The following is a 23146-nucleotide window of genomic DNA, read 5'->3' on the forward strand; positions in this document are numbered from 1 at the left end:
GCTCGTCGCGGGAACTTGGTCGTGTCGGTTCCGGAGAACACCACGCACGACGAATCCCATCGCCCGTCGACCGCTAGTATACGGCGCGAAGCGCCGTTTCACCGCGACGAGGGGGCGCGCGACGAGTCGTCGCGCGCCCCCTCGTCGCGGCCCTTTTTTGGTCCGGATTTTCGAGGCGGATGCGCGCAGGGCCGCCGCAGCCGGCCCTGCGCGGCGCACCCGACCAGAAAAACGTGGTCTTCAGAGAATGCGCTTCCCGAGCGCGCTCGCGGCCAGCCCGGTCGCGAGTTCCGCGGTCTCGTTCGACTCGTCCAGAATCGGATTGACCTCGACGACCTCCAGCGAGCGAACGACGTCCTCGCGCTCGTCGCGCTCGGCCACGGTTTCGAGCGCCGAGTGGGCCTCCCGATAGGTGACTCCACCCCGGACGGGCGTGCCGACGCCGGGCGCTTCGTGGGGATCGAGCCAGTCGACGTCGAGGCTGACGTGGATGCCGTCCGTCCCGTCGGTCGCCACGTCGAGGGCGTCCTCGACGACCTGGGTGACGCCGCGCTCGTCGATCTCCGACATGGTGAAGACCGTCACGTCGCTGTCCCGGACCGCCTCGCGCTCGGTCTCGTCGAGGCTCCGGAGGCCCACGATGGCGACGTTCGCCTCGCGGAGGTTCGTGGCGTTGGCCCACTCGGTGTCGGCGAAGTCGCCGATGCCCAGCACCGCCGCCAGGGGCATCCCGTGGACGTTGCCCGACGGCGAGGTCCTGGGCGTGTTGAAGTCGCCGTGGGCGTCGAACCAGAGCACGCCGAGGTCGGCGTCGCGGGCCGCGCCGCCGATGGTCCCGATGGCGATGGAGTGGTCGCCGCCCAGCACGAGCGGGAAGGTGTCGGCCGCGAGGGCGTCGGCCACCTCGTCGCCGAGTCGCGTGCAGAGGTCGGCGGTCTCGCGCAGGAACTTGGCCGAGCCCTCGGCGGGCTGTTCGGCGTCCGGGTCGCGCTCCTCCGCGCGCGGGACGGCGAGGTCGCCCGCGTCGCTCGTCGCGTCGACGTTCGCGTCGGCCAGTTCCTCGGCCAGGCCGGCGTACCGGATGGCCGACGGCCCCATGTCGACGCCGCGTCGGTTGGCTCCGAGGTCCATCGGCGCGCCGATGATCCGCACCTGTCTACTCATGTGCGGGCCATCGAGCCCCTCGAATAAAGAAGACCTGATTTCTGGTTGGCGCGATACTTGCGGGACGGGAGAGCGCGAGCCGCTCACTCGTACTGGGAACAGACCTCCGCGACGCCCTCCTCGAAGCTGATTTCGGGCTCCCAGCCGGTCGCCTCCCTCATCTTCGAGGGGTCGGCCATCGTGCCCTGGACGAACATGTCGTCGTCGATGGGGTTCTCGACGTGCTCGGGTTCGACGTCCGAGTCGAGTTCCGCCTTCAGCATCTCGACGACCTCGTTGGCGGTGTAGGCCTCGCCCGTACCGAGGTTGTAGATGCCCGTGAGTTCGTGGTCGGCCGCGAGTTCGAGTCCCCGGACGACGTCGTCGACGTGGGTGAAGTCCCGCGCGTGAGTGCCGTCGCCGTAGATGACCGGCGACTCGCCGCTGGCGACGTCGTCGGCGAACTGCGAGATGATGTTGGCGTACTCGCCCTTGTGGCCCTCCGAGCCGCCGTAGCCCTGATACACCGAGAAAAAGCGCATCCCGGCCACGTTCAGGTCGTGGGCGTTGGCGAAGTACTCGGCGTAGCGCTCGCGAGCGAGCTTCGAGGCCTCGTAGCCCGTGCGGGCCTCGACGTCCATGCTCTCGGGCGAGGGCTCGTATCGGTCGCCGTAGATGGAGGAGGTCGAGGCGTACACCACGGTCTCGCAGCCGTCCTGCCGTGCCTGCTCGACCGCGTTGGCGAAGCCCTCGACGTTGACGCGGGCACCGCGCCGGAGCCCGTCGATGCTCTCCTCGTGCATCGTGAGCGACGACAGCGCCGCGAGGTGGAAGAGGACGTCGACCCCCTCGGTCGGGAGGTCGTCGTCGAGGACGCTCGCGTCGTGGAACGTCACGTCGTCGTCCAGGTTCTCCGGCGTCCCGAGATAGCAGTCGTCGACGACGAGGACCTCGTTGTCCTCGGCGAGGGAGTTGGCCAGGTTCGATCCGATGAAGCCGGCACCGCCGGTCACGAGAACGCGCTGGTCCTGCATGGTCGTACCGACCGTCCCCACCGTGAAATCGGTGTCGCTCCGGCGCGCCAACGGGGCGGGAAACTGGCAAGATTCCCGACCTGTACCGGGATTTTCGGGGGTCCGCCGCATTTAAGGCGGTCGATTGCCAACCTCCCGTCAATGGCTTCCATCGAGTTGACTGCAAGTCAACAGACGATACTCACCGCCCTGGTGAACCTCCATCGGGAGACCGAGGACGCGGTCAAGGGCGAGGACATCGCCCAGCAGGTCGACCGCAACCCCGGCACCATCCGAAACCAGATGCAGAGCCTGAAGGCCCTCCAGCTCGTCGAGGGCGTCCCCGGGCCGAAAGGCGGGTACAAGCCCACCGCCGACGCGTTCGACGCGCTCGGCGTCCAGGACATGGACCGGGAGGCCGAGGTCGAACTGGTCCACGAGCGCGAGCCGGTGACGGACGCCAACGTCCAGGAGATAGACCTCACCAGCGTCCACCACCCGGAGCTGTGCCGGGCCGAGATACACCTCCAGGGGTCGGTCCGGGAGTTCCACGAGGGCGACGCGGTCCGCGTGGGTCCCACGCCGCTCTCGAAGCTGGTCGTCGAGGGGACCGTCGACGGCAAGGACGACACCAGCAACATCCTCATCCTGAAAATCGAGTCGATGGAAGCGCCCGCCGCCGACCCCGACCACTGAGGGCCGTCGGTCCGGGTCGGACCCGGTCCCGGCGATGGCCCGTCGCGAGTCGGCCCGCGGTCGCCTGGCGGGACCGCCAGCGTCCCACCGGCCAGGGCGTCCCCACCCGACACGAGCGCTCGCTCGCATTCTCCCGGTGCTGTCGCGGTCGTTTCGGCGATTCCGGACCGCGAACGGATATTGTGTTAGGTATTCTCACTCATATGATGCGGGTTCCAAAGCCTTTGTATCGGAGGGCTCCGGACGTTCCGGCATGACCGAGAAAGTCGTCGTGCTCGGCGCGGGCTACGCCGGCGCGCGCGCCATCCAGACGCTCGAATCGGAGCTCGACCGGGTCGACGCCGACCTGACGTGGGTCTCCGAGACCGATTATCACCTCGTCCTGCACGAGACCCACCGGGTCGTCCGCGACCCCGGCGTGCAGGACGACGTCACGATTCCGGTCGGCCAGATTGCCGCGCCGGACACCGAGTTCGTACAGGCCACGGTCGAGGGCGTCGACGTCGACGAGCAGGTGGTCGCCCTCGACGACGGGGAGGTCGAGTACGACTACCTGCTGGTCGCGCTCGGCAGTCAGACCGCCTACTACGGCATCCCCGGGATGGAAGAGCACGCGCTCACGCTCAAGAGCCTCGACGACGCGCTCGACATCCACGAGCGGGTCGCTCAGGCCGCCAGCGAGGCCTCGCGCAACGACCCCGCCCAGATCGTCATCGGTGGCGCGGGGCTGTCGGGCATCCAGACCGCCGGCGAGGTGGCTGAGTTCCGCGACGAGCGTCGCGCACCCGTCGACGTCTACCTCGTGGAGGCGCTCGACGAGATCATGCCCGGACAGGACTCGGAGCTCCAGGGCGCGGTCCGCAAGCGCCTCGAGGACGCGGACGTCGAGATCATGACCGACGACCCCATCACGGAAGCCGACGAGGACGCCATCCACTTCGACGAGGGCGACTCGCTGGCGTACGACGTGTTCGTCTGGACCGGCGGCATCACCGGGCAGGACGCGCTCGACGACGCCGGCCTCGACGACGAGCACAACCGTATCAACGCCGAGTCGGACTTCCGGACGAGCGACGACCGGGTGTTCGCCATCGGCGACTCGGCTATCGTCGACCAGGGCGACGACCCCGCACCGCCGACCGCGCAGGCCGCGTGGCAGGCCGCCGAAGTCGCCGGGAAGAACGTCGCTCGCACCATCGGCGGGCAACCGCTGGAGACGTGGAGTTACGACGACAAGGGCACGCTCGTCTCGGTCGGCGAGAAGGCCGTCGCTCACGACGTGCAGGCCGGCCCCGTCTCGGTCCCGGTCCGCACGTTCAACTCCTACCCCGCGAAGTTCCTCAAGAAGTTCGTCGCCGCGCGCTGGATTGCCGACGTCACCTCGTGGTCGCGCGCGCTGCGGGCGTGGGACTCGCTGTAGGGGATACCGCACGAGTAGTCGGTAACTCGCGTTCGTTCGGCTACGGTGACCGTGGCACGCCGGTCCCGGTAAGTCCGTGGTGCGAACTGACCGGCTGTTTCATACAGGATTCTGAATAGAGCCACGTATCGGCAATTACTGGTACTCACGCACTCCGTTATGCTGCTTCGTCCTCCTCACTATCATATATCTTCCAACTACCGTCGTCTATTCGCAGGGAGTAGATTCGCGCTCTCGTCGACTCCTTGTTGTTTTCCGGGTTTTCGATGTGGACCACTGAGCTTACCGTGGCGGTGTTCTCATTTTCTTCGGTTATCTCGATCGATTGAATCGTCGCGTTGAGGACCTCGTTTCGTTCGGCCTCCTCCTCGCTGTATTCGATAACGTTCCCGTCAGGGTGGAGGATGGCGTTTGCTTCCTGTGCTTCGCCGGCAAATACAGCGGTCAAATATGCCCGGACAGCTTCTTTGGGGGTTTCTGTCGGAGTCTGGACCGTCGTCGATTCTGCAGTAGTCTGGGCTGTCGTCGAGTCTCCTCGTGCCGTCGTGGACAGCGTCGCGTTCTCCGTCGTGTCTTGTCCATCATTATTGTCGGCGCTTTGCGAGCATCCTGCGATACTACTTATCGCCGCGGTCGCCCCGACGAGGTATCGTCTCCGATCCATAATCCCGGGCACTCATGGCACGGGTTAGTCGTTTCGATAGCCGCATCTATATTTTGAGGCGTCAGTCGGTGAATACGGATTATACGTACCGCTAGTTACGTGAGCAACGTCGTCTCGAGGGAATCGAACTCCCGCCACTACCCCCGTTCGTCGAGAATCCGGTCGATTATCCGACCGGTCGACAGCAACTCGTCGTCGTACTCGGGGTCGCGCGGACTCGCGCGCTCGACCTTACAGTCGATGCCGCGCCGCGCGAGTTCGTCTTCGATGGCGGCCTCGTCGTGGTGCTGGTCGAACCCGAGCGCGATGACGTCGGGGTCGAGTTCCTCGATGGGGGCGAAGATGTCCTCGGGGTGGCCCACGCGGGCGTCGTCGACCGCGTCGAGCGCGGCCACCACGTCCCGGCGCTGGCGGTTGGGCAGGACGGGCGGTTCCTTGTGGCTGACGTTCTCCCGGCGGGCGACGATGACGGTGAGTCGGTCGCCCATCCCGGCGGCGTCCCGGAGGTAGTGGACGTGGCCGGGGTGGAGCAGGTCGAAGGTCCCCTGTGCGACCACGTGGGTCATACCGGACGCCTCGCTGGCGGCTCGTCGCTCGTCGCCTCGCTTCGCGTCTCGTCGTGTTCCTCGTGTCTCATCGTGTGTCCTCGTCGAAGTCGTAGTCGAGTTCGGCGTCGATGTCTTCCTGCGTGAAGTCGAAGAACGATTCGCCTTCCGGGAGCGACACGTCAAGTACGTCGAGGTCCCGGGGCTCGCCTTTCCGGTCGAACGCCTTCCAGTCGCCCCGCTCGTAGGGGTAGCCGATGATGACGTGGACCTTCCCCCGGCCGAAGGTGGCCAGGTCCTCCTTGCTGGGCTTGAGCACGCCGTTGGGATGGGAGTGGACCGACCCGACCGAGTTGAAGTCGTTGGGGACCTGGCTGGTCTTAACCGTGGCGCTCACGGGGTTGGTGTCGGTGCCGGGGATGACCAGGACGTCGGTGATGACGGTGCCGTCGCGGTCGAGACCCAGGGCTCGGGCGTCCTCGCCCCGGAGGAAGCCCATGTACTCGTGGGGATGGGCGTCCGCCGAGGCTTCGAGCGCGAACTGCATGGCGTCCTCGGCGATGCCGAGAATCTCGCTCGACCGGAACAGCCGCATGCCCAACCCTCCGGTCGGCCGCGTTCTAAAGGTTGCGAACCGCCGGGCGAGTGGTGGGATGTGCGGTGAGGTCCGACGACGTGACCGCGAACGCTCTCGGCGCGCTTTCCGATGCTGGAACAGCAAACAGGTTCTCGAAGGCCCTCGGCGCGCTCTCAGACGCTGGAACCGTACCCAACTCCTCGAAAGCCCTCGGCGCGCTCGCCACCGGAAGACGTTCCTGCTCGCCTGCGGCTGCGCGGGCTGCGACTTCCGAGGTCTCGTTCGCTTTGCTCACGAGACGGTCGCTCCGCAGGATATTCGCGGCTCTCCGCACTGCCTGCCGCGAATAGTTGCCTGCGGAGACGACCACGCGGACGCGAGCGCACCTCGCCCTTTCAGTCCGCCAAGGATGCTGTTAGATTCACCGAGCGTACCGAATCGGTGGTCGCGCACTCTGAGTGACACCCCGGGCGCTCCCAAGCCCTTCGTCCGGCCCCGTCGAGTCGCGCCCTACGCCCCGAACTCCAGCAGCCACCACGCCGCGAACACGACGACGCCGCCCAGTCCCGTGCTGGCCACCGCCCGGACCCGGAGGCGGTCGAGCAGCGCGTGGGCGTCGTCGGTCACGCTCGCCACCTCGTACACCTCGCCGCCGAGTTCACACCGCGGCAGGAAGTCCATCGCGACGTGGAGGAAGACCCCGGCCGCGAACCCGAACACGACCGCGTTGAACGGCCCGCTGGAGGGGAGATTCAGGAGCGCGGCCGGAATCGCGGTGAGGCCGACCCCCGCCGCCGGGAGCAACAGGACCGACACCGACTTGTCCGCGCGTCGGAGTCGGTCGGCCGCCGCGTAGCCCGCCGGCCCCTTGTGGGAGACGATGGCCAGCCCGAGCAACAGTCCGAGGTCGGGCATGTTGCCGTAGACGATGCCGATGATGGCCCCGGCCGCCAGCGCGTGGGCGGTGAGTTCGGCCGCCGTGTGGTCGAACGGCAGGTCGACGTGGGTCGCCCGGTGGCCGAGCGTGTGGGCCGAGAAGCCGACGAGGATGCCCAGCGCGACGCCGAAGCCGCCGAACTTCGGGTGGTGACCGATCGCGTCCGGGACGATGAACGCGGCCGCGCTGGCGATCATCGCGCCGCTGGCGAGGCCGTAGCCCCAGACCAGTCGCGTCGCGTCGGTCGAGGCTCCCGTCCGACCGCCCAGCAGGGCCGCCCCCGCCATCGCGGCGAACGCCACCCACGAGATGCCGACGACTTTCCCGACCTCGGGCACCCCGGCCGAGAGCGCGAGTGGCGTCAGCACGACGAGCGCGAGCAGTCCGAGGAGTCCGAAGCGGGAGAGACGCATGTTATTAAACTTAATATTCGAATTAATAAGCTCGTCGGTTCCAGGCGACTCGCCCGCGAGTCGTGAACCGTCCGGGGCCGCGTCGACTCCGCGACGCGAGAACCGGAGATACAAATCCCCGCCGCCCGCAGATTCGAGCATGGAACTGGCCGAACTCGTCTCCCGGTACGACGACCGCCTGCGAACCGACGCCTTCGCCGACGTGGACGCCAGCGCCAACGGCCTCCAGGTCGGTCCCGACCGACGCGAGGTCGAGACGGTCGCGTTCGCGGTCGACGCCGCCGCCCAGACCGCTCAGGTCGCGGCCGAGCGCGGCGCGGACCTGTTGGTAACCCACCACGGCGTCTCGTGGGGCGGCATCGAGCGCGTGACCGGCCGCCAGTACGGCCGCATCGCGCCGCTCGTGAACGAGGACGTTGCGCTGTACGTCTCCCACCTCCCGCTCGACGCCCACCCGGAACTGGGCAACGCCGCCGGCGTGGCCGACCTGCTCGACCTCGACGACCGCGAGCCCTTCGGCGAGCTGGGCCCTGAACACCTCGGCCAGCGCGGACGCGCGCCGGAGCCGATTCCGACCGACCGGGTGCGCGAGACCCTCGAATCGGAACTCGACCACTTCGGGCAGGGCGTGCGCGTCCTCGACTTCGGGCCGGAGGAACTGGAGGACGTGGCGGTCCTGACCGGGAGCGGCACCGACTGGCTCGACGAGGCCGCCGCGAAGGGCGTCGACGCCCTCGTAACCGGCGAGGGGAAGGGGAAGGTGTACCACGAGGCCCGCGAGGCCGGCCTGACGGTGTTTCTCGCGGGCCACTACGCCACCGAGACGTTCGGCGTGCGGTCGCTCCAGTCGCTGGCCGACGACTGGGGCCTCGAGACGACGTTCGTCGACGCGCCGACCGGCCTGTGAGCGCGAGGTGACGACCGTGCCCCAACTCCGCGACACCTACCACGCCGCGCTCCAGCACGGCCACGTCGACCCGGACGACTCGGCGCTCGTGGTCGGCGTCGTCCGCCGACCCAGCTACGGCATCGGCACCTACCTCGACCGGAACGTCCCCGAACTCGCGACGCCCGACGACCTGCTGGACGAGTTCAAGAGCCGCCTCGACGAGGTCGGCGGGGACGACGACGGCCCGACCCACGACGAGGTCTGGAACGAGGTCGACTTCGGCGAGCGCTACCGCGACCACCTCCGGAACCCGGAGCCCCGGCGCGCGATGGACGACCTGCTCGGCGAACTCGAATCGCGGGACGTCTGGCTGGTCTGCTACGAGAACACCGACGACAAGCGATGCCACCGGACGATTCTGAAGGCTGTACTGCGAGAACGTGCGGCGTCCAAGCGCGAGTGACCGAAGCTACTCGAATCGCTCGATTCCGAATTCGGAGACGTCGGTTTCTGGCTCCCGGCCCCGGACCATCTCGGCGACCAGCTTGCCGCTGTACGGACCCAGTTGCAGGCCGGTCGCGCCGTGGCCCGTGGCGACGAACGCGCCGTCGACGCCCGGGACGCCGCCCAGAATCGGGAGCCGGTCGGCCGAGACCGGCCGCAGGCCGACTCGGACCTCGTCGAGTGCGGCGTCGGCCAATCCGGGCGCGACCCGCAGGGCCTCGTCGAGGACCTCGCGGACCCCGTCGGCCGTGGTGCGTGGCGCGAACCCCGACCCGGTCTCGCGAGTCGCGCCGGCGGCCACCCGCCCGCCGGGCCAGGGAACGAGGTAGTGACCCCGGAACGGCGAGACGATGGGCCAGTCGCCCGTGTCGCTCCCCGAACCGTCGGCACCGGTCCGATTCGCACCGCCGCCCGCGAGGTCGAGGTGGGCTATCTGGCCGCGCTGTGGCTCGACGGGCACCTCGACCCCGAGCTGGTCGCCGAACGCTGGCGACCACGCGCCGCCTGCGACCACGGCGGACGCGGCCTCGACGGTGCCGGCGTCGGTCCGCACGCCCGCGATTGCGCCGTCCTTCACCAGCAGTTCCTCGGCGTCGGCGGTCCGGATTTCGAGGCCGTGGTGGTTCCCGGCCCGCCGGAGCGCGGCGGTCAGGAGCTTGCCGTCGACGCGCGCGGCGTCGTCGTAGTAGGCCGCGCGCTCGACGTCGGCCAGCGCGGGGAAGCGCTCGCGGGCCTGCGCCGCGGTGACCTCGGCGTACGAGTCGGGGTCGGGTTCGCCGAGCGTCCGCTGGCGCTGTTCGATGCGGTCGGCCGCGCGGTCGAACGCCTCGACCTCCTCGTCGCCGAGCGCGACGCTGAGCAGTCCGGACCGGTCGTAGCCGACCTCGCCGTCCTGCTCGTCGCGCAGGGCGGTCACGAGGTCGGGGTAGTAGCCGACCGCCTCGACCGCGAACTCGAACCACGGGTCCGAGCCGGTCCGGCTGCTGGTCGCGGGCGAGAGGATGCCCGCGCCCGCGTCGGTCGCCCGGCCCTCGTCCTCGCGGTCCACGAGGACGGCGTCGACCCCGGCGCGCGCGAGGTGGTAGGCGACCGACGACCCGACGATGCCACCGCCGACGACCACGGCGTCGTACATGTCCGGCGGTGGGGGCCGGGGCGACAAAGCTCTGGGGGTCGGCGAACCGGCCGGCACCTGCTCGCCGGCGCAATGGCAAATATTAAAAAGTCCCCTGTCCATCTTGAATCACGTGTCCGTCGGGTTTCAACGGCCCTACGGTCGCCCGAGCAACGGTCACGCGACGGTTCTCGACGGACACGGGCCGCCGCCAACCGGCCCCGACAGCCGACCTTCGGGTGCGGCTAATTGAACCGCCGCTGGCGCTCGACCGGCGTCACGCGGGCCCCTGCGGTAGTTGGCGACACCGTTTTCAGCGCCTCAGTCCGCAAATAAATCCGGTCTCGATTATCAGCACTGATACTAGCACGTAGGCTTATCTTGTCGTGCTGTCTACGCCACGACAACTACGACAACATGGGACAAGAGTGGCCGCTTCTGGGTCGAGTCAGAGGGAGCTACGCGCTGAAGCTCGCGTTCGCGCTGGTGGCGGTGATCGCGCTGACCGTCGCCGTCGGCGCGCTGGTGCAGGCCCAGACCGACGAGCAACTCCGGCAGGACGTCGAGGCCGAGCTGACGACGGTCTCCGAGTCCCAGTCCGGGACGCTCGACACGTGGCTGTCGAACGTGAAGCGCCAGAGCCGGCTGACGTCCGAGCATCCCGCCGTGACCGCGGGCGAGACGAACCGGACGCGAGAGCTGATGCGGGGGCTGATCGACCGCGACGGCGTCCCCGAGGGAGTGGTGGCGGTCCACTACTACGACGCCGACGAGCGAACCATCGTGACCAGCTCCAGCGACGAGTTCGTCGGCGTGAACCCGGCCCGCCAGAACATGCCGTTCGCGACTCAACCGCCGTCGTTCGACGGGCCGGACGAGGTGTACGTCTCCGAGCCGTTCCGGACGTCCACCACGGACTTCCCGGTCGTGGCGGTCATCTCGCCGGTGCCCGACGACCCCGACAGGCGCGTCGTCTACATGGTCAACATCGAGGAGCGCACCCAGTCGCTGACCGGGACGGTCGAGGGCGGGTCGACGCTGGTCCTCGACTCGGCCGGGCGCTACCTCGTCCACTCGGACACCGACCAGTTGCTGACGACCCACGGAGAGGGCGCGGACGACCCCGTCGTCGAGCGGGGGCTCGCGGGCGAGTCCGGATTCCGGCAGGGCAGCGACGGGATGTTGCTGGCGTACGCGCCCGTCGAGGCCGCCGACTGGGTGGTCGTCGTCCGCGTGCCCGAGAGCCAGGCGTTCGCGCTCGGGGCGACCGTCACCTCGAACATCGTCGGGCTCATCCTGATATCGGTCGTCAGCCTCGCGCTCATCGGCGTCACGGTCGGAAGCAACACCGTGGTCGCGCTGCGCCAGCTCTCCAGACGCGCCGACAACATGGCGGGCGGCGACCTCGGCGTGAGGCTGGAGACCGACCGCACGGACGAGTTCGGGTCGCTGTACGACTCCTTCGCCCGGATGCGGGACTCGCTCCGCGACCAGATACGCGAGGCCGAGCAGGCCCACGAGGAGTCCGAGCAGGCCCGCGAGGAAGCCGAGCGCGCCCGCGAGGAGGCCGAACGTCGCAGCGAGGAGGCCCGCCAGCTCTCCGAGCACCTCGAGGCCAAGGCCAGCCACTACGAGCAGGCGATGGACGCGGTCGCCGACGGCGACCTCACCGTCCGGGTCGACCCCGAGAGCCGGAGCGACGCGATGGTGGCCATCGGCGAGTCGCTCAACGACACGCTGGCGGAGATAGAGCGGACCGTCGCCAGCGTCAAGCGGTTCGCCGCGCACGTCTCGAACGCGGTCGCGGAGGTCGAGACCGCCGCCGAGGGCGCGATGGCGACCGGCGAGGAGGTCGACGGCTCGATGACCGAGATATCCGAGGGCGCGGCCCGCCAGACCGAGCGCCTCGGCGAGGTGCTCGACGAGATGAACACCCTCTCGGCGACCGCCGAGGAGATCGCCGCGACCGTCGACGACGTCGCGACCACCTCCGAGCAGGCGGCCCGCGAGGGCGAACTGGGCCGGGAGGCCGCCGAGGACGCGGTCGCCGAGCTCGACGCCATCGAGGCGGTGACCACGGAGACGGCGACCCAAATCGAGGAGCTCGAGGAGGAGGTCGCCGCCATCGGCGAGGTGGTCGAGGTCATCTCGGACATCGCCGAGCAGACCAACATGCTCGCGCTCAACGCCTCCATCGAGGCCGCGCGCGCCGACGTCGACGGCGACGGGTTCGCGGTCGTCGCGGCCGAGGTCAAGGAGCTCGCCGAGGAGACCAAGGAGTCGGCGACCGAGATCGAGGACCGCATCGAGCGCGTCCAGTCGAAGACCGCCGAGTCGGTCGAGGGCGTGGCCGAGACGAGCGAGCGCGTCGACGCCGGCGTCGAGACGGTCGAGGGGGCCATCGAGTCGCTCGAAGACATCGCCGAGTACGTCGAGGAGACCGACGCGAGCATCGCGGAGATAAGCGACGCGACCGACGAGCAGGCGACCTCTGCGACGGCCGTGGTCGACACGGTCGAGGACGTGGCCAACATCAGCGAGGAGACCACCAGCCGGGCCGGGACCGCCTCCGAGGCCACCGCGACCCAGACCGAGCAGTTGGCCTCGGTGCAAGACGACGCCGGCGACCTCGCCGACCGCGCGGCCGAACTCGGCCGCCTGCTCGACGACTTCCGGGTCGCGCAGGGGGCCGGGCCGACCGACGAGCCCGACCCTGATTCCGATTCCGACCCCGACCCGGAATCCGATTCCGACGCCGGCCCTGACGCCGACTCCGACTTCGACTTCGGCTCTGGCTCCGACGCCGACTCTCGGGAGGTGAGCGACTCGTGATGGACCTCACTGCGGCGTGGTTCTGGGTCGGTACCGTCGGGATGGCCGCGGGCACGCTGCTCCCGCTCGCTCGACTGGTCGTCCGGGACCGCCACCGACGCTACTACGCGGTGCTGGCGGCCGTGACCGGCGTGGCCACGCTGGCGTACCTCGCGATGGCGCTCGGCCTCGGCGAGGTCACGAGCGCGAACGGCTCGCTGTTCGTCCCGCGGTACCTCGACTGGCTCGTGACGACGCCCCTGCTGGTGCTGTACCTCGGCCTGCTGTGTGAACCGAGCAAGCGGGTGTACGTCGCGCTCGTCGTCGTCGACGTGGCGGTCATCGGCTCGGGCGTCGTCGCGGGCCTGATTGCGCCGCCCGCGTCGTACGTCGCGTACCTGTTCGGCTGCGTCGCCTACCTCGGGCTGTTGTACCTGCTGTTGGTCGTGTTGCCCCGCCAGTCGAGCCTCGACGACGACCGGGTCGCCGCCACGTTCACCAAGCTCCGGAACCTGACCGTAGTGCTGTGGACTCTCTACCCTGTCGTGTGGATTCTGGGCCCGCTGGGGGTCGGCCTGCTCCAGACCCAGACCGACGCCATGGTCGTCGCCTACCTCGACCTCATCAGCAAGGTCGGGTTCGTGGTGATGGCGGTCAACGGCACCGACGCGCTCGACGCGCTCGACGCCCAATCGGCGTCGGCCGGGCCGAGCCGGGCCGACTGAGCCACCGACTCCTCGGTGGAACTGCCCGCATCGGAAACGCTCTTGTGGACCGCGTTCGACCGACCGCCAACGGAGTCGACTGTAACCGTGACCCGCCAGCTCTCGCCAGACGACGACCCGGCCGACTCGCCGACCGTCCGGGCGCTGGCTCACGCCGGCACGCACGAGGAGCTGATTCTGGGTTCGCGAGCCTACTGCCGCGAGGCCGTCCGCGAGTACGACATCGACGTCGCGTTCTCGTCGGTCGAGTGGGAGGTCTCGACCCGCGCGAAGCGTCGGGCGGCCGCCGTCAAGCGCCCGAAGCTCCCCGACGCAGAGGTGGGCGAGCCGGTCGACTGGAACGGGGCGGCCGACCGACTCGGCCGGTCGGTCCCGGAGCTCCGGACCTGCACGCTGTCGCTGACGTGGGCGGCCTACGAGTCGTTCGACGTGGGCGAGTGGACCGCGACGCTCCGCCACGAACTCGTCCACGTCGAGCAGTTCCAGCGCTACGGCACGACCGACCACGGACCCGAATTTCGGGAGCGCGCGGCGGCGGTCGACGCCACGGTGAAGTGTCCGCCGTTCGCCGACCCGAAGTACGTGCTGACCTGCGCGGCGTGTGGGCGCGTCGTCGGACGGCGCTACCGGGACTGCAAGCTGGTGCGCGAACACGACCAGTACCGGTCGTCGTGTTGTGACGCGGGCGTGAAGTGTTCGCGGGAGTGAGGTTCGCGATTGCGGCGCTGTGCGGTCTCTCATCGGTCGAGACAGTAGCTTCGTGTCCGGTTCATTCTACGTCGAGAACGGGTCGAACTAGCTACTTCCGAGGCCTATGAGTGACCGCAACCGCGACCGCACCTCGTCCTCCCCAACCGCTTGCGCTTCTCGCTCCCTGCGGTCGCTGTGATGCTCAGCCCTCGCGCGCGTTGCTCGCGCGCGCCGACCGCCACGCGAGAATCGAATACACGAATACGAGAATCAATACTCACGCCCGTCGGTCGTCATCCGGACCTCCCGTCAGTAGTCCGCGCGAAGCCGGTGGTAGTCCAGTCGCAGATAGTGAACCAGCGTCCCGGTCAGCCCCGACGCGGCGATGCGCCGGGCCGAGGTCTCGACCAGCGCGTCCGGATGGTAGCCCGTCGCGTACTCGCGCCCCAGCTTCCGGCTGAACGCGGTGTCCTCGTTGGGCACGTCCGGGAACCCGCCGACCGCGTGGTAGGCCTCGCGGTGGACGAACAGGTTGAACCCCGGCAGAATCGGGCGGCGAAGTCGCGGGAAGACGCGGTTGATGGTCGCCTCCATCACCGTCGCGCGGGCCGGGCCGACCAGCCGGCACCGCGAGGACGCCGCCGCGAGGCCTTCCGCGCGGGCGAACCCCAACATCGCGTCGAGGTAGTCGGCACGAACCGTGGTGTCGGCGTCCACGAACGCCAGCCAGTCGCCGCTCGCGCGCGCCGCGCCGCGATGGCGCGCGTCGGCGATGGCCGAGTGCCTGCGCCCGCCGTCCGCGAGGCCGGCGTCGGCGAAATCGGGATCGGGCTGGTCGACCAGCGTCGCGCCGTACTCGCGGGCGATCTCGGGCGTGGCGTCGTCGCTGTCGCCGTCGACGACCAGCACCTCGAACGCACGGTCGGTGCGCTGGCGGCGGAGGCTGTCGAGCGCGTCGGGGAGGTAGTCGGCCTCGTCTTTCGCCGGTACGACGAAGCTCACTGCTGGGTCGGCCATGGCTGGGCCCTCGGGGGTAGCCGGGGCGTCGCCCGCGAGGGGTAAGGGTCTTTTCGCCGGAGCGAGTAGGTCGGCGTGGCCGATGACGAGGCGGACGCTCCGAACTGGTCTCGGCAACCAGTGACGACGAGCCCTATGAGTGCCGAGGCCGACCATTATAGGACCGGCATTTGTCCTATAACTTCCAGAAATTCTTTTAGAGAGGTTCTAATCACTAAATATTGAACGGATATTCAATCTAACACGGGAAATAGAGAGCGTTTATTCAGTACAAAAATTTCACTACCAAGCTATCTGCATAAGTATTCGGTGTGGATCCGCACTTACCGTACTGGAGGTTTGTCATCTGTTAACTCGATATCAATAACGACCGTTCCCTCCACGCCAGCTTCCAATTCGTCGAGAGTCGGCTCTCTGTCACCACGAATCCGGATCCCTAAGCGGCGAGTAGCATCCGTTCCATGGCGGTCGATGAACTCCTTGATGTACTGGGTAGCGTCTTCGGGGTCAGGGTGCGGTGTGGCGATACCTTCTCTGTGCTGGCCCTGAACCTGCATCGACACCGGTTGACCACCCTTTAGATTCCGCCACCACGGACTCTGGGTGGTCACGATGAGGTGGCCGTTCTTCACCCAGTATCCGACGGGGGTGGTGTATTCCCTGCCAGTTTTCGATCCGGTGAACGTCAACAACATTATCGAGTCACTCACGAGTGGATGCAGGGGCGACCGCAACAGACGCGACATCACCGGGTTGATAATCTTGTAGGCGATGTCGGGAACCGGCGGTCCGCGAGTTTCGACGTACCCACTCTCAACATCGTTCCCCGTCAGCGACTCATTCGGCTGGGAGTCGCCGCGAAAGTCATCTGCGTGGTCTTCAACGAACGCTCGCATCCCCCGAGGGCGTCGGCCAAGGAGTTTCCGGCTGTCGTCGGTCACACGGGCAGCTAATCCGAGCCGTGCAGTGGTGTAGATGCCACACATGAGTGCGATGAATCCGAATGGCTTCCCTCGACGGCGCATCCGTCGTCCGAACGCCAGCAGGGACGGATTTGGATATCTGATAGACCGATTTAGAACGTCGCTGAAGATGGTAGCGACCTCCTCATAGTCCAGTGCTTCGGGTCCCGTGAGGTCGTAGGCTCGATTCGCGTGGCCGGACTCGGTCAATACGATTGCTGCTGCTTCGCCGATGTCCCGCGCGTCCACGAAACTGGTCTTCCCATCCCCGGCTGGCACGAAAATTTCGCCGTGTTCGACGATATCCGCGCGATGGACTTCGAGGAGGTTCTGCATGAAAAACGACGCTCGCAGCAACGTGTACTCCATATCTGTCGCCGTGATTCGGTTCTCGATCCAGTGGTGAGGGACGAGGACGTTCTTCTCTGCACCGAGCGTCGAAAGGTAGGCGATACGGGCGACACCCACACGGTCCGCAGCCTCGACAAACGATCCAATATCCGATTTATCCACGACCGGCGGTCGAACGAGGAAAATCCCATCGACATCTGTCAGCGCACGGCCCCAGGTTTCAGGCCTCGTGAAGTCGAACTCAATCACTTCTCCTGTATCCGCAATTTCGTTCGAGACAGTTTCGGGGTCACGAACCCCAATCCTGACGGCGACATCGCGGTCCGAAAGGGCGGAAACCACGTGCTGACCAATGGTTCCAGTTGCTCCGGTGACGAGTATCGACTCCGTCACTGTTCGGCCCTCCAGGAGACGAGCACCCAGACCGATACCGCTGCGACGACTACGTGCATGACCATGAGGACGACGACGGCAAGCGGGGTCGCAGCTGGATCGATTGCGAGCAACGCAACGTCTGGGACGAACGAGAGGAGCAACACGCCAGCGGCCACCCGCACGAATATCCGATCAGCATCAGTCATGTACCGGCTGAGAAGCCAGTAGACGACTGTTGCCCCACCTGCACCGAGTGCCGACAGAAACGCAACGGGCGGGATAGTCAACGCGCGGAACGCTGGGGCGATACCGAGAGCGTCCACTCCAAGTACGAGTACCACGTTAGTGAGTACGGCGACCACGACAGCGAGCCCGCCCCGCACCGGGACGGACGGTGACCGGGTCGTATTGTGTTCGGCGCTCGTCATGCGTCTGCCACCTTCGGCATCTCGCGGACGTAGAGGTCGTTTTCGAGACAGTCGAGGATGAACTCAGCCACGTTCGCTCGTGCAGCGGTGTCACGCATACCTAGCGAGAGATCCGTCCCGTGCCGGAACTCGCCCGTATGGGCATCTTCGGTGAGACGTGGCCCCCGTACAACAGTCCATCGAGTGTTACTGTCTTTGACGAGTTCGACCTGATCACGGGCGTCTTCGAGGACTGACCGTGCGAGCAGTTTCAACAGTGTACCCATCAGCTGTCCGCCGAGACTCACCGATTCGCCTTCCTCGCGGACGCCCGCACCGACCAGCGTTACGAACCGCTCAACGCCGTGTTGGTTCATCGCCGCGAGCATGTGTCGGCCGGCCTCTGTCAGCAGGTCGTCTGGTCCTTCTGAACTCTGTGCGAGGACGCTGACGACGGCATCGACGGGGTCGCCGTCACCAGCGATAGCGCGCTCGACACCCTCTCCAGTGTATGCGTCACCTTCGACGGTACTAACCCGGTCGTCATTCCGGACCGTAGACGGCAGCTTTGTGGCGTCCCGAACGAAGGCGATCACTTCGTGTCCGTGTTCGACCGCCTGTTCGACGAGTGGTTGGCCGGTTCGCCCAGTCGCACCGAATACGGCAATTTGCATAGGCAGAATAGCACCTCGGAGAGTATATACTTGCAACTTCGAAATTTCGAAGTATTGGGTTTTGAGGTGCGTACAACCAAAGATACAAATTAGCAAGTGGCGATATTCAAACACCCATGAACGGACCGAGCGATCAGCCGGACGTTCCTGATTTGAGCGCGGGGTTGTCCCGTGAGGAAGCGATTGCGCTTCGTGAATCGTTCGACCCCGAGGAACAGGAACGCATCAGCCACACGGTCGCAGAACTGCTCGACCTCCTCGGGAAGACTCACACGATGGCGGTTCTGAGTGCGTTCGCGTTCGCCGAGGGACCACTCCGGTTCAGCGACCTCGAAACCGAACTCGATGTCGCGCCGAACACGCTCTCGACGCGATTACAAGACTTGACAGACGCCGGGCTGCTCAACCGGGAGGCCTACGACGAAGTCCCGCCTCGAGTCGAATACACACCGACTGAGAAGGCCGAATCGCTGTTTCCCGTATTCGCCCACCTTCATCACTGGGCGATTGAGTACGATCTCTAACTTCAACTTCTGTAGCAACACCTAGACTTCGAAGTTGAACGTACATTACTTCATATCCAATAGTAAGGGTATGTCATCACCGGAATCAGAGGGAGCCGACCTATTTCAAGACGACAGGTCCAGCGGCGAGGAGAGGCCCGCCGACGCTGGACCGCCGACCGCAATCGGTGTCGATGGGCTCGAACTTGTCTACTCTGACGGGACTGCCGCCGTCCGAGGAATAGACATGGCCGTCCCGGAAGGAGAGTTCTTCGGGTTTCTCGGACCAAACGGGGCAGGGAAAACGACGACAATCAAGGTGTTCGCGACGCTGTTGTCCCCGACCAGCGGGGAGGTTCGGGTCAACGGTTTCGACGTGCGCTCGGAAGCCCGCAAGGTCAGAGAGTCGATCGGGTACATGGCTCAGGAAACGAGCATCGATCCGGAACTCACAGCCGAGGAGAACATCCGGTTCGCCTGTGAGGCCTACGGAGTGCCGCGGGGAGAACGATCCGAGCGGGTCACCGAATTACTCGATCTAGTTGACCTTGCCGACGTCGCAGACAAGCGGGCCGAGGAGTTCTCGGGTGGCATGAAGAAGCGACTGGACGCTGCGACTGCGCTGGTCCACCGCCCGCCACTGGTCTTTCTTGACGAACCGACGACGGGACTAGACCCGAAGGCCCGCAACCGCCTGTGGGACTACTTCCGGCGTATCAACGACCTCGGAACCACTATCTTCCTGACCACACAGTATCTCGAAGAGGCTGACCAACTCTGTGACCGCCTCGCCGTCATCCTCGGCGGAGAAATAGTAGCAGAGGGGAGTCCCGGGGACCTGAAACGCGAAGTCGGCGGCGAGGTCCTCGACGTGGAACTGGAGGGCGGTCGAGCAGCCCGGGAACGGGCCGCGGCGATTGCACGAGAGTTCGATGCGTTTGCCGACGCGTCTGTCACCGAAACGGGCGAGGGCATCAGCGTCACCGCGGAGACAGCTCGGCAGCATGGGACCGACCTACTCGTTGCCCTCCGGGACGCAGAGTTGACGGTAACCGGGTTCAACATCCGTGCACCGACCCTCGACGACGTGTTCCTGGCCATTACTGGTGAGGAACTCGACACCAACGACACGGAGGCCGAAAAATGAGTGCGCCAGGAGCCGACGAGGAAACGCCAGTATCTTCGGTACGCCCGGACGCACGTTCCGGGAATACGTTCGCTGGAGACGTGTGGGTGAACTTCAAGCGGTGGAACCTCAAGGCCGTCCGGAACCCGTTCGTCTTGGTCGTCTCACTCGTCCAGCCGATTATCTTCCTGGTGTTGTTCACCGAGGTGTTCGGAAACGTGGCTGGTGGCGCTGTCAACCAGGGACTCCCGGGAATCAGTTACGAAACGTATCTGGTGCCCGCGATTGCGATTCAGGTCGCCCTCGCAGCGGCTATTACCTCGGGCGTGGGTCTGGTCAATGACATTGAGAACGGAATGTTCGAAAAGGTGCTCGTCACGCCGATGAATCGTACGGCTGTCTTCCTCGGCAAGACCGCTGCGGAGGTGTTCCGGATCGCCGTTCAGATAGCGATCATTCTCGGACTCGGGGTCCTCCTCGGTGCGGAGATTGTCACCGGTATCGTCGGCGCAGGTGGAATCGTCGTGGTCGGTATTTTGTTTTCGCTCTGGTTCGTCGCGTTCTCGAACGCATTAGCAATCCTCACCAGGGATCAAGAATCGACGATCATCGGTGCAAACCTGTTGCAATTCCCGCTATTGTTCCTGTCGAGCGCATTCCTCCCACTTGAAGCACTCCCCGGCTGGATTCAGACGTTCGCTCGTTTCAATCCCGTCACGTATGGCGTTGATGCTGCACGCTCGCTTATGATTGACCAGGACGTGATGACAGTCATCGATGTTTCGTGGTTTGATGGTGTACTCAACGGAGTCGCACCCGGTGTAGCCGTCCTGATCGGACTTGATATCGTGTTGGGCGGACTCGCAGTGTACCTGCTGTCCCGCGCCTCAAGTTCAGATGTAAAATGACCGCTGCATACACGCCGTTCTTAGTCGACAAACAGTGGTGATGACATACTGACGAGTTTGTGAAGAGGGGGCTCCGCAGAATTATCACCGGGCCTCGACAAAGACCGGATTATGGACGTACGAAAGCTGTTCACGGCGGTTGGTGCGGGAATTACATCCTTTCTTCTTGTCGCTGTCTTGGTCATCGAACTCCTAAATATGGAGTTTTCCGCGATTATCGGTCTCCCTGTCGGGTTGCTCGCTGGCGTTGTCGTGTTTGTCGGACTGTGGATCGGTGGAGACGAGTTGAGTCTCGGTATGCGTCGAGCCGCAACTGCGTACGCAGTATTCGGGTTAGCGTTACTCGTGCTCTTCGCACTCAGATACGTGAATATTGGACGAGGTGTGCTCACATCCGAAGTCATCGTTGGTGGAAGCATTGCTGCTGTCGTAGTAGTGTATATCACACTCTCGTTATACGACCGCAATTAATCGTAACCAGTTCAGAAGCAGATCAGCCTCGGTATCAAACGCTGCAATGTGTGTGAAACCGTATTGATGACATGATTGCTCGTCCACCGCGTACTAAGAGAGATACCAGCCGAAAAGAAGTGGACTCACGAAGAGCGTAAGTGGAACGGCAATCCAGACTTGTCCTGCCAGCACGTTGTACTGACCAAGTGTAACCGAGATCGGAGTTCCTTCAACGTAGCCGACGAGAAACTCGAATCCGACGGTGAGGATAGTCCAGAGGAGTCCGATCAGCACTAATTCAACGAACGAATACTCGATGGATGTCCGCTGGAAATAGACGAAGGAGATTACCAGTATCCCGGCAACAAGAAGTCCCGTACTTATAATATGTCCAATATATTTGCCTACACGAGGGATCAGGATCACCTCTCTAAAGCCGCCGTTCACTACGGCGACAATCGCCATCGCTACCCAGATCCCGAGTGGGTACAGGAAGGCATCTATCCGGATTGATTGTGTGCCTCCGCCGAGGAGTGAACTCATACCTAGCGACAGTTCAGACCGGGAAAAGAAAATGCTATCGTGAGCATATCTCGTCGGGACAAAAACGATACAATAACTTCCGAATTTAAGACATCAGGCGTCTATCGTCTGGATGCTACAACTCTCAGCCGAGGAAGTTTCATTGCTATTCTGTCCTAATGGCTTCCTCGGTTCTATGCTATAGGCCAATCGGCTTGATGCAGTCCAGATACTCTTCTCGGGCTTCGTCTCTATCGACCCGTGTGTAGATGTCCATCGTCTCACTCTCCGCATCACCACGAATGTACCGAAGAACGTGCTGCTTCATCCCCTGATTCCGCATCAACGTCGTGAACACCGTCCGAAAGGTATGCGGCGTGAACTTCTTGTGAAACCTGTCCTCGCCATCCCCCATAACTCCCTCCCGGATTGCTGCCTCACGCACAGCCCGCTGGATCACGGTCTTCGTCAACCGGTCGTCACGGATACTCACGAACAGGTAATCCAGATCGGTGTCCCGGCGGATCAGTCTGAACCGCTTGATCGTCCGAATCGTCTCCCGGTCAATCGGCACAACCGTCTGCTTCCCACCCTTCCGTTCCCGCAAGCGGATGAACCCATCGTCAAGCATCAGGTCATCCAATTTGATTTCCAACGCCTCCTGTAACCGGCACCCAGTCTTCGCTAACAGGACTGCAACGGCCTTGTTTCGTGGGTTCGGAATCGCCTTCACGATCTTCTTCGCGTTCTCCCACGTCGCACAGTCCGGTCGCTGCCGGATTTGCTTCGGGATCTCTTCCAGTACGACACCAGCTGGATTCCCCGTAATCTCCTCGAATCGGGGGCGTTTCATCGCGTAGCTGAAGAATGCCGATAGTGATTCGAGGTAGCGTCGTTTTGTGTTTTGACTCACGTCACGGTCGTCCAAGATACGCAGATACTCCTCGATGTGCCGCACCTCTGTCTCTGCCGGCGTCAAGTCAGGGAAATGCTCGTGGTAGTACCGCTTCAACACCCTACTGTAGGAGTTCAAGGTTCGTGGACTACGGCCGGTCGTCTGCTTTTGCTTGAGGAAGTCGTTGATCGCGTCGTGTTTGTTCTCGTAGACCGTCTCGTACCAGTCGTCGGCCATTACCGCTCACCCCCATTGGCGAGCCTCCAACCGTGGCCGTGCTCGAACTCGACTTCCTCACGAGCGGCCAGGAAGTACAGTTCGTCTTCGATAGGGTTCCGCAACAGTTCATCTATCGTCTCACTCTCGACGACCTTCTGTAGGATTTCGTCGAAGGTCTGGTACTCCTCGGTAAGGAACTGCTTCAGGAACGCCGCGTCGTCAATCGTCACTGAATCGCGGCTCTGCTGTTTCGCTTCCGCCAGTCGATTCTCCAACTCCTCAATTTTCTTCTTGAGCCGCTGGACTTCTTGATCGCTGCCCTGGGGCGCGAGGAATCCTTCCTCCCTGATCGCCCGAGCTTCTTGGACCAATTCGTGCAAGTACTTACTAGTACTCTTATAGTTTTTCTCGTCCGCTTCTTGCTGCCACGCTTCCTTGTGGCTCATCGGTACGTAGATTTTCACCAGTCCGGTGTCTTGCGACATACCCATATTCTCCTTCCAACCAGTCATCTAACAGCTCCTCCGTTCGTCTCCACATCAACAAGATAACCATCAATATTTTTATAGTTAGTACTAACCGGAGCCTCCGTG

General features: G+C 64.7%; 25 protein-coding genes and 1 pseudogene. 11 read left to right on the top strand and 15 right to left on the bottom strand.

The features are described 5' to 3' along the window. Nucleotides 1-240 precede the first annotated feature (240 nt). Nucleotides 241-1164, bottom strand: a complete 924-nt coding sequence (gene rocF / locus EPL03_RS06030) for an arginase (RefSeq protein WP_135828415.1) — start codon at nucleotides 1162-1164, stop codon at nucleotides 241-243. An 83-nt stretch (nucleotides 1165-1247) separates the two neighbouring features. Beyond that, the gene (locus EPL03_RS06035; protein WP_135828416.1) at nucleotides 1248-2177 is read right to left on the bottom strand and encodes an NAD-dependent epimerase/dehydratase family protein; all 930 of its coding nucleotides are present in this window, start codon (nucleotides 2175-2177) and stop codon (nucleotides 1248-1250) included. Nucleotides 2178-2318: 141 nt separating this feature from the next. Between EPL03_RS06035 and EPL03_RS06040 the strand changes: the two genes are divergently transcribed. Continuing rightward, on the top strand, nucleotides 2319-2852 hold the full coding sequence (locus EPL03_RS06040; RefSeq protein ID WP_135828417.1) for an Rrf2 family transcriptional regulator: 534 nt from the start codon (nucleotides 2319-2321) through the stop codon (nucleotides 2850-2852). Between the two features lie 253 nt (nucleotides 2853-3105). After that, a complete protein-coding gene (locus EPL03_RS06045; RefSeq protein WP_135828418.1) occupies nucleotides 3106-4272 on the top strand; it encodes an NAD(P)/FAD-dependent oxidoreductase in 1167 nt (388 codons plus the stop codon). A gap of 157 nt (nucleotides 4273-4429) precedes the next feature. Here the strand turns inward: EPL03_RS06045 and EPL03_RS06050 are convergent, their stop codons facing one another. From EPL03_RS06050 to EPL03_RS06065, 4 genes are all read right to left on the bottom strand, one after another. Beyond that, the gene (locus EPL03_RS06050; RefSeq protein WP_135828419.1) at nucleotides 4430-4936 is read right to left on the bottom strand and encodes a nuclear transport factor 2 family protein; all 507 of its coding nucleotides are present in this window, start codon (nucleotides 4934-4936) and stop codon (nucleotides 4430-4432) included. 137 nt (nucleotides 4937-5073) lie between these two features. Beyond that, on the bottom strand, nucleotides 5074-5502 hold the full coding sequence (locus tag EPL03_RS06055) for an adenylyltransferase/cytidyltransferase family protein (protein ID WP_135828420.1): 429 nt from the start codon (nucleotides 5500-5502) through the stop codon (nucleotides 5074-5076). Between the two features lie 67 nt (nucleotides 5503-5569). Then, on the bottom strand, nucleotides 5570-6076 hold the full coding sequence (locus EPL03_RS06060) for a Mov34/MPN/PAD-1 family protein (RefSeq protein ID WP_135828421.1): 507 nt from the start codon (nucleotides 6074-6076) through the stop codon (nucleotides 5570-5572). Between the two features lie 492 nt (nucleotides 6077-6568). After that, complete coding sequence (locus EPL03_RS06065) at nucleotides 6569-7408, bottom strand: ZIP family metal transporter (RefSeq protein WP_135828422.1); 840 nt, start codon at nucleotides 7406-7408, stop codon at nucleotides 6569-6571. 139 nt (nucleotides 7409-7547) lie between these two features. On the opposite strand from EPL03_RS06065, the gene EPL03_RS06070 reads away from it, so the two are divergent. Both EPL03_RS06070 and EPL03_RS06075 read left to right on the top strand, forming a co-directional pair. After that, on the top strand, nucleotides 7548-8315 hold the full coding sequence (locus tag EPL03_RS06070; protein ID WP_135828423.1) for a Nif3-like dinuclear metal center hexameric protein: 768 nt from the start codon (nucleotides 7548-7550) through the stop codon (nucleotides 8313-8315). Between the two features lie 16 nt (nucleotides 8316-8331). Then, the gene (locus EPL03_RS06075) at nucleotides 8332-8760 is read left to right on the top strand and encodes a DUF488 domain-containing protein (RefSeq protein WP_168216190.1); all 429 of its coding nucleotides are present in this window, start codon (nucleotides 8332-8334) and stop codon (nucleotides 8758-8760) included. 6 nt (nucleotides 8761-8766) lie between these two features. Here the strand turns inward: EPL03_RS06075 and EPL03_RS06080 are convergent, their stop codons facing one another. Next, the gene (locus tag EPL03_RS06080; RefSeq protein ID WP_135828425.1) at nucleotides 8767-9936 is read right to left on the bottom strand and encodes an NAD(P)/FAD-dependent oxidoreductase; all 1170 of its coding nucleotides are present in this window, start codon (nucleotides 9934-9936) and stop codon (nucleotides 8767-8769) included. Nucleotides 9937-10332: 396 nt separating this feature from the next. Here EPL03_RS06080 and EPL03_RS06085 point away from each other — a divergent pair, with 396 nt between their 5' ends. The 3 genes from EPL03_RS06085 to EPL03_RS06095 all read left to right on the top strand — a co-directional run bounded on the left by EPL03_RS06085 (nucleotide 10333) and on the right by EPL03_RS06095 (nucleotide 14159). Further along, complete coding sequence (locus EPL03_RS06085; protein WP_135828426.1) at nucleotides 10333-12747, top strand: methyl-accepting chemotaxis protein; 2415 nt, start codon at nucleotides 10333-10335, stop codon at nucleotides 12745-12747. Further along, nucleotides 12747-13451, top strand: a complete 705-nt coding sequence (locus tag EPL03_RS06090) for a bacteriorhodopsin (RefSeq protein ID WP_135828427.1) — start codon at nucleotides 12747-12749, stop codon at nucleotides 13449-13451. Before EPL03_RS06085 ends, EPL03_RS06090 begins: the two co-directional genes overlap by 1 nt. Before the next feature lie 144 nt (nucleotides 13452-13595). Next, entirely contained in the window at nucleotides 13596-14159 is a 564-nt protein-coding gene (locus EPL03_RS06095; protein WP_210424923.1) for a SprT-like domain-containing protein, read from the top strand. Between the two features lie 291 nt (nucleotides 14160-14450). Here EPL03_RS06095 and EPL03_RS06100 read toward each other — a convergent pair whose 3' ends face one another. The 5 genes and pseudogenes from EPL03_RS06100 to EPL03_RS06115 all read right to left on the bottom strand — a co-directional run bounded on the left by EPL03_RS06100 (nucleotide 14451) and on the right by EPL03_RS06115 (nucleotide 17927). Then, complete coding sequence (locus EPL03_RS06100; protein WP_135828429.1) at nucleotides 14451-15158, bottom strand: glycosyltransferase; 708 nt, start codon at nucleotides 15156-15158, stop codon at nucleotides 14451-14453. Between the two features lie 323 nt (nucleotides 15159-15481). Further along, nucleotides 15482-15904: a nitroreductase/quinone reductase family protein gene (locus EPL03_RS20720; RefSeq protein ID WP_368277068.1), complete on the bottom strand. Its 423-nt coding sequence runs from the start codon at nucleotides 15902-15904 to the stop codon at nucleotides 15482-15484. 96 nt (nucleotides 15905-16000) lie between these two features. Continuing rightward, nucleotides 16001-16864, bottom strand: a pseudogene (locus tag EPL03_RS20725) (SDR family oxidoreductase); the annotation flags it as partial. Beyond that, nucleotides 16861-17274 (bottom strand): DUF6069 family protein, encoded by a 414-nt coding sequence (locus EPL03_RS06110; RefSeq protein ID WP_244605200.1) that lies wholly within the window; start codon nucleotides 17272-17274, stop codon nucleotides 16861-16863. The gene EPL03_RS06110 and the pseudogene EPL03_RS20725, both read right to left, overlap by 4 nt. Further along, complete coding sequence (locus tag EPL03_RS06115) at nucleotides 17271-17927, bottom strand: NAD(P)-dependent oxidoreductase (RefSeq protein WP_135828431.1); 657 nt, start codon at nucleotides 17925-17927, stop codon at nucleotides 17271-17273. Before EPL03_RS06115 ends, EPL03_RS06110 begins: the two co-directional genes overlap by 4 nt. Nucleotides 17928-18043: 116 nt before the next feature. Here EPL03_RS06115 and EPL03_RS06120 point away from each other — a divergent pair, with 116 nt between their 5' ends. The 4 genes from EPL03_RS06120 to EPL03_RS06135 all read left to right on the top strand — a co-directional run bounded on the left by EPL03_RS06120 (nucleotide 18044) and on the right by EPL03_RS06135 (nucleotide 20935). Next, on the top strand, nucleotides 18044-18451 hold the full coding sequence (locus EPL03_RS06120) for a winged helix-turn-helix transcriptional regulator (protein WP_135828432.1): 408 nt from the start codon (nucleotides 18044-18046) through the stop codon (nucleotides 18449-18451). Nucleotides 18452-18521: 70 nt separating this feature from the next. Further along, nucleotides 18522-19577: an ATP-binding cassette domain-containing protein gene (locus tag EPL03_RS06125; RefSeq protein ID WP_135828433.1), complete on the top strand. Its 1056-nt coding sequence runs from the start codon at nucleotides 18522-18524 to the stop codon at nucleotides 19575-19577. Then, entirely contained in the window at nucleotides 19574-20464 is an 891-nt protein-coding gene (locus EPL03_RS06130; protein WP_135828434.1) for an ABC transporter permease, read from the top strand. Before EPL03_RS06125 ends, EPL03_RS06130 begins: the two co-directional genes overlap by 4 nt. Before the next feature lie 111 nt (nucleotides 20465-20575). Next, the gene (locus EPL03_RS06135) at nucleotides 20576-20935 is read left to right on the top strand and encodes a hypothetical protein (RefSeq protein WP_135828435.1); all 360 of its coding nucleotides are present in this window, start codon (nucleotides 20576-20578) and stop codon (nucleotides 20933-20935) included. 93 nt (nucleotides 20936-21028) lie between these two features. On the opposite strand, the gene EPL03_RS06140 is transcribed toward EPL03_RS06135, so the two are convergent. The 3 genes from EPL03_RS06140 to EPL03_RS20295 all read right to left on the bottom strand — a co-directional run bounded on the left by EPL03_RS06140 (nucleotide 21029) and on the right by EPL03_RS20295 (nucleotide 23065). After that, a complete protein-coding gene (locus EPL03_RS06140; protein ID WP_135828436.1) occupies nucleotides 21029-21460 on the bottom strand; it encodes a hypothetical protein in 432 nt (143 codons plus the stop codon). 178 nt (nucleotides 21461-21638) lie between these two features. After that, nucleotides 21639-22571, bottom strand: coding sequence for a tyrosine-type recombinase/integrase (locus tag EPL03_RS06145; RefSeq protein ID WP_135828437.1), 933 nt, complete (start codon nucleotides 22569-22571; stop codon nucleotides 21639-21641). Then, the gene (locus EPL03_RS20295; protein WP_210424905.1) at nucleotides 22571-23065 is read right to left on the bottom strand and encodes a hypothetical protein; all 495 of its coding nucleotides are present in this window, start codon (nucleotides 23063-23065) and stop codon (nucleotides 22571-22573) included. Before EPL03_RS20295 ends, EPL03_RS06145 begins: the two co-directional genes overlap by 1 nt. Nucleotides 23066-23146 lie beyond the last annotated feature (81 nt).

It is taken from the genome of Halorussus halobius (genome assembly GCF_004765805.1).
Taxonomy (GTDB): Archaea; Halobacteriota; Halobacteria; order Halobacteriales; family Haladaptataceae; genus Halorussus; species Halorussus halobius.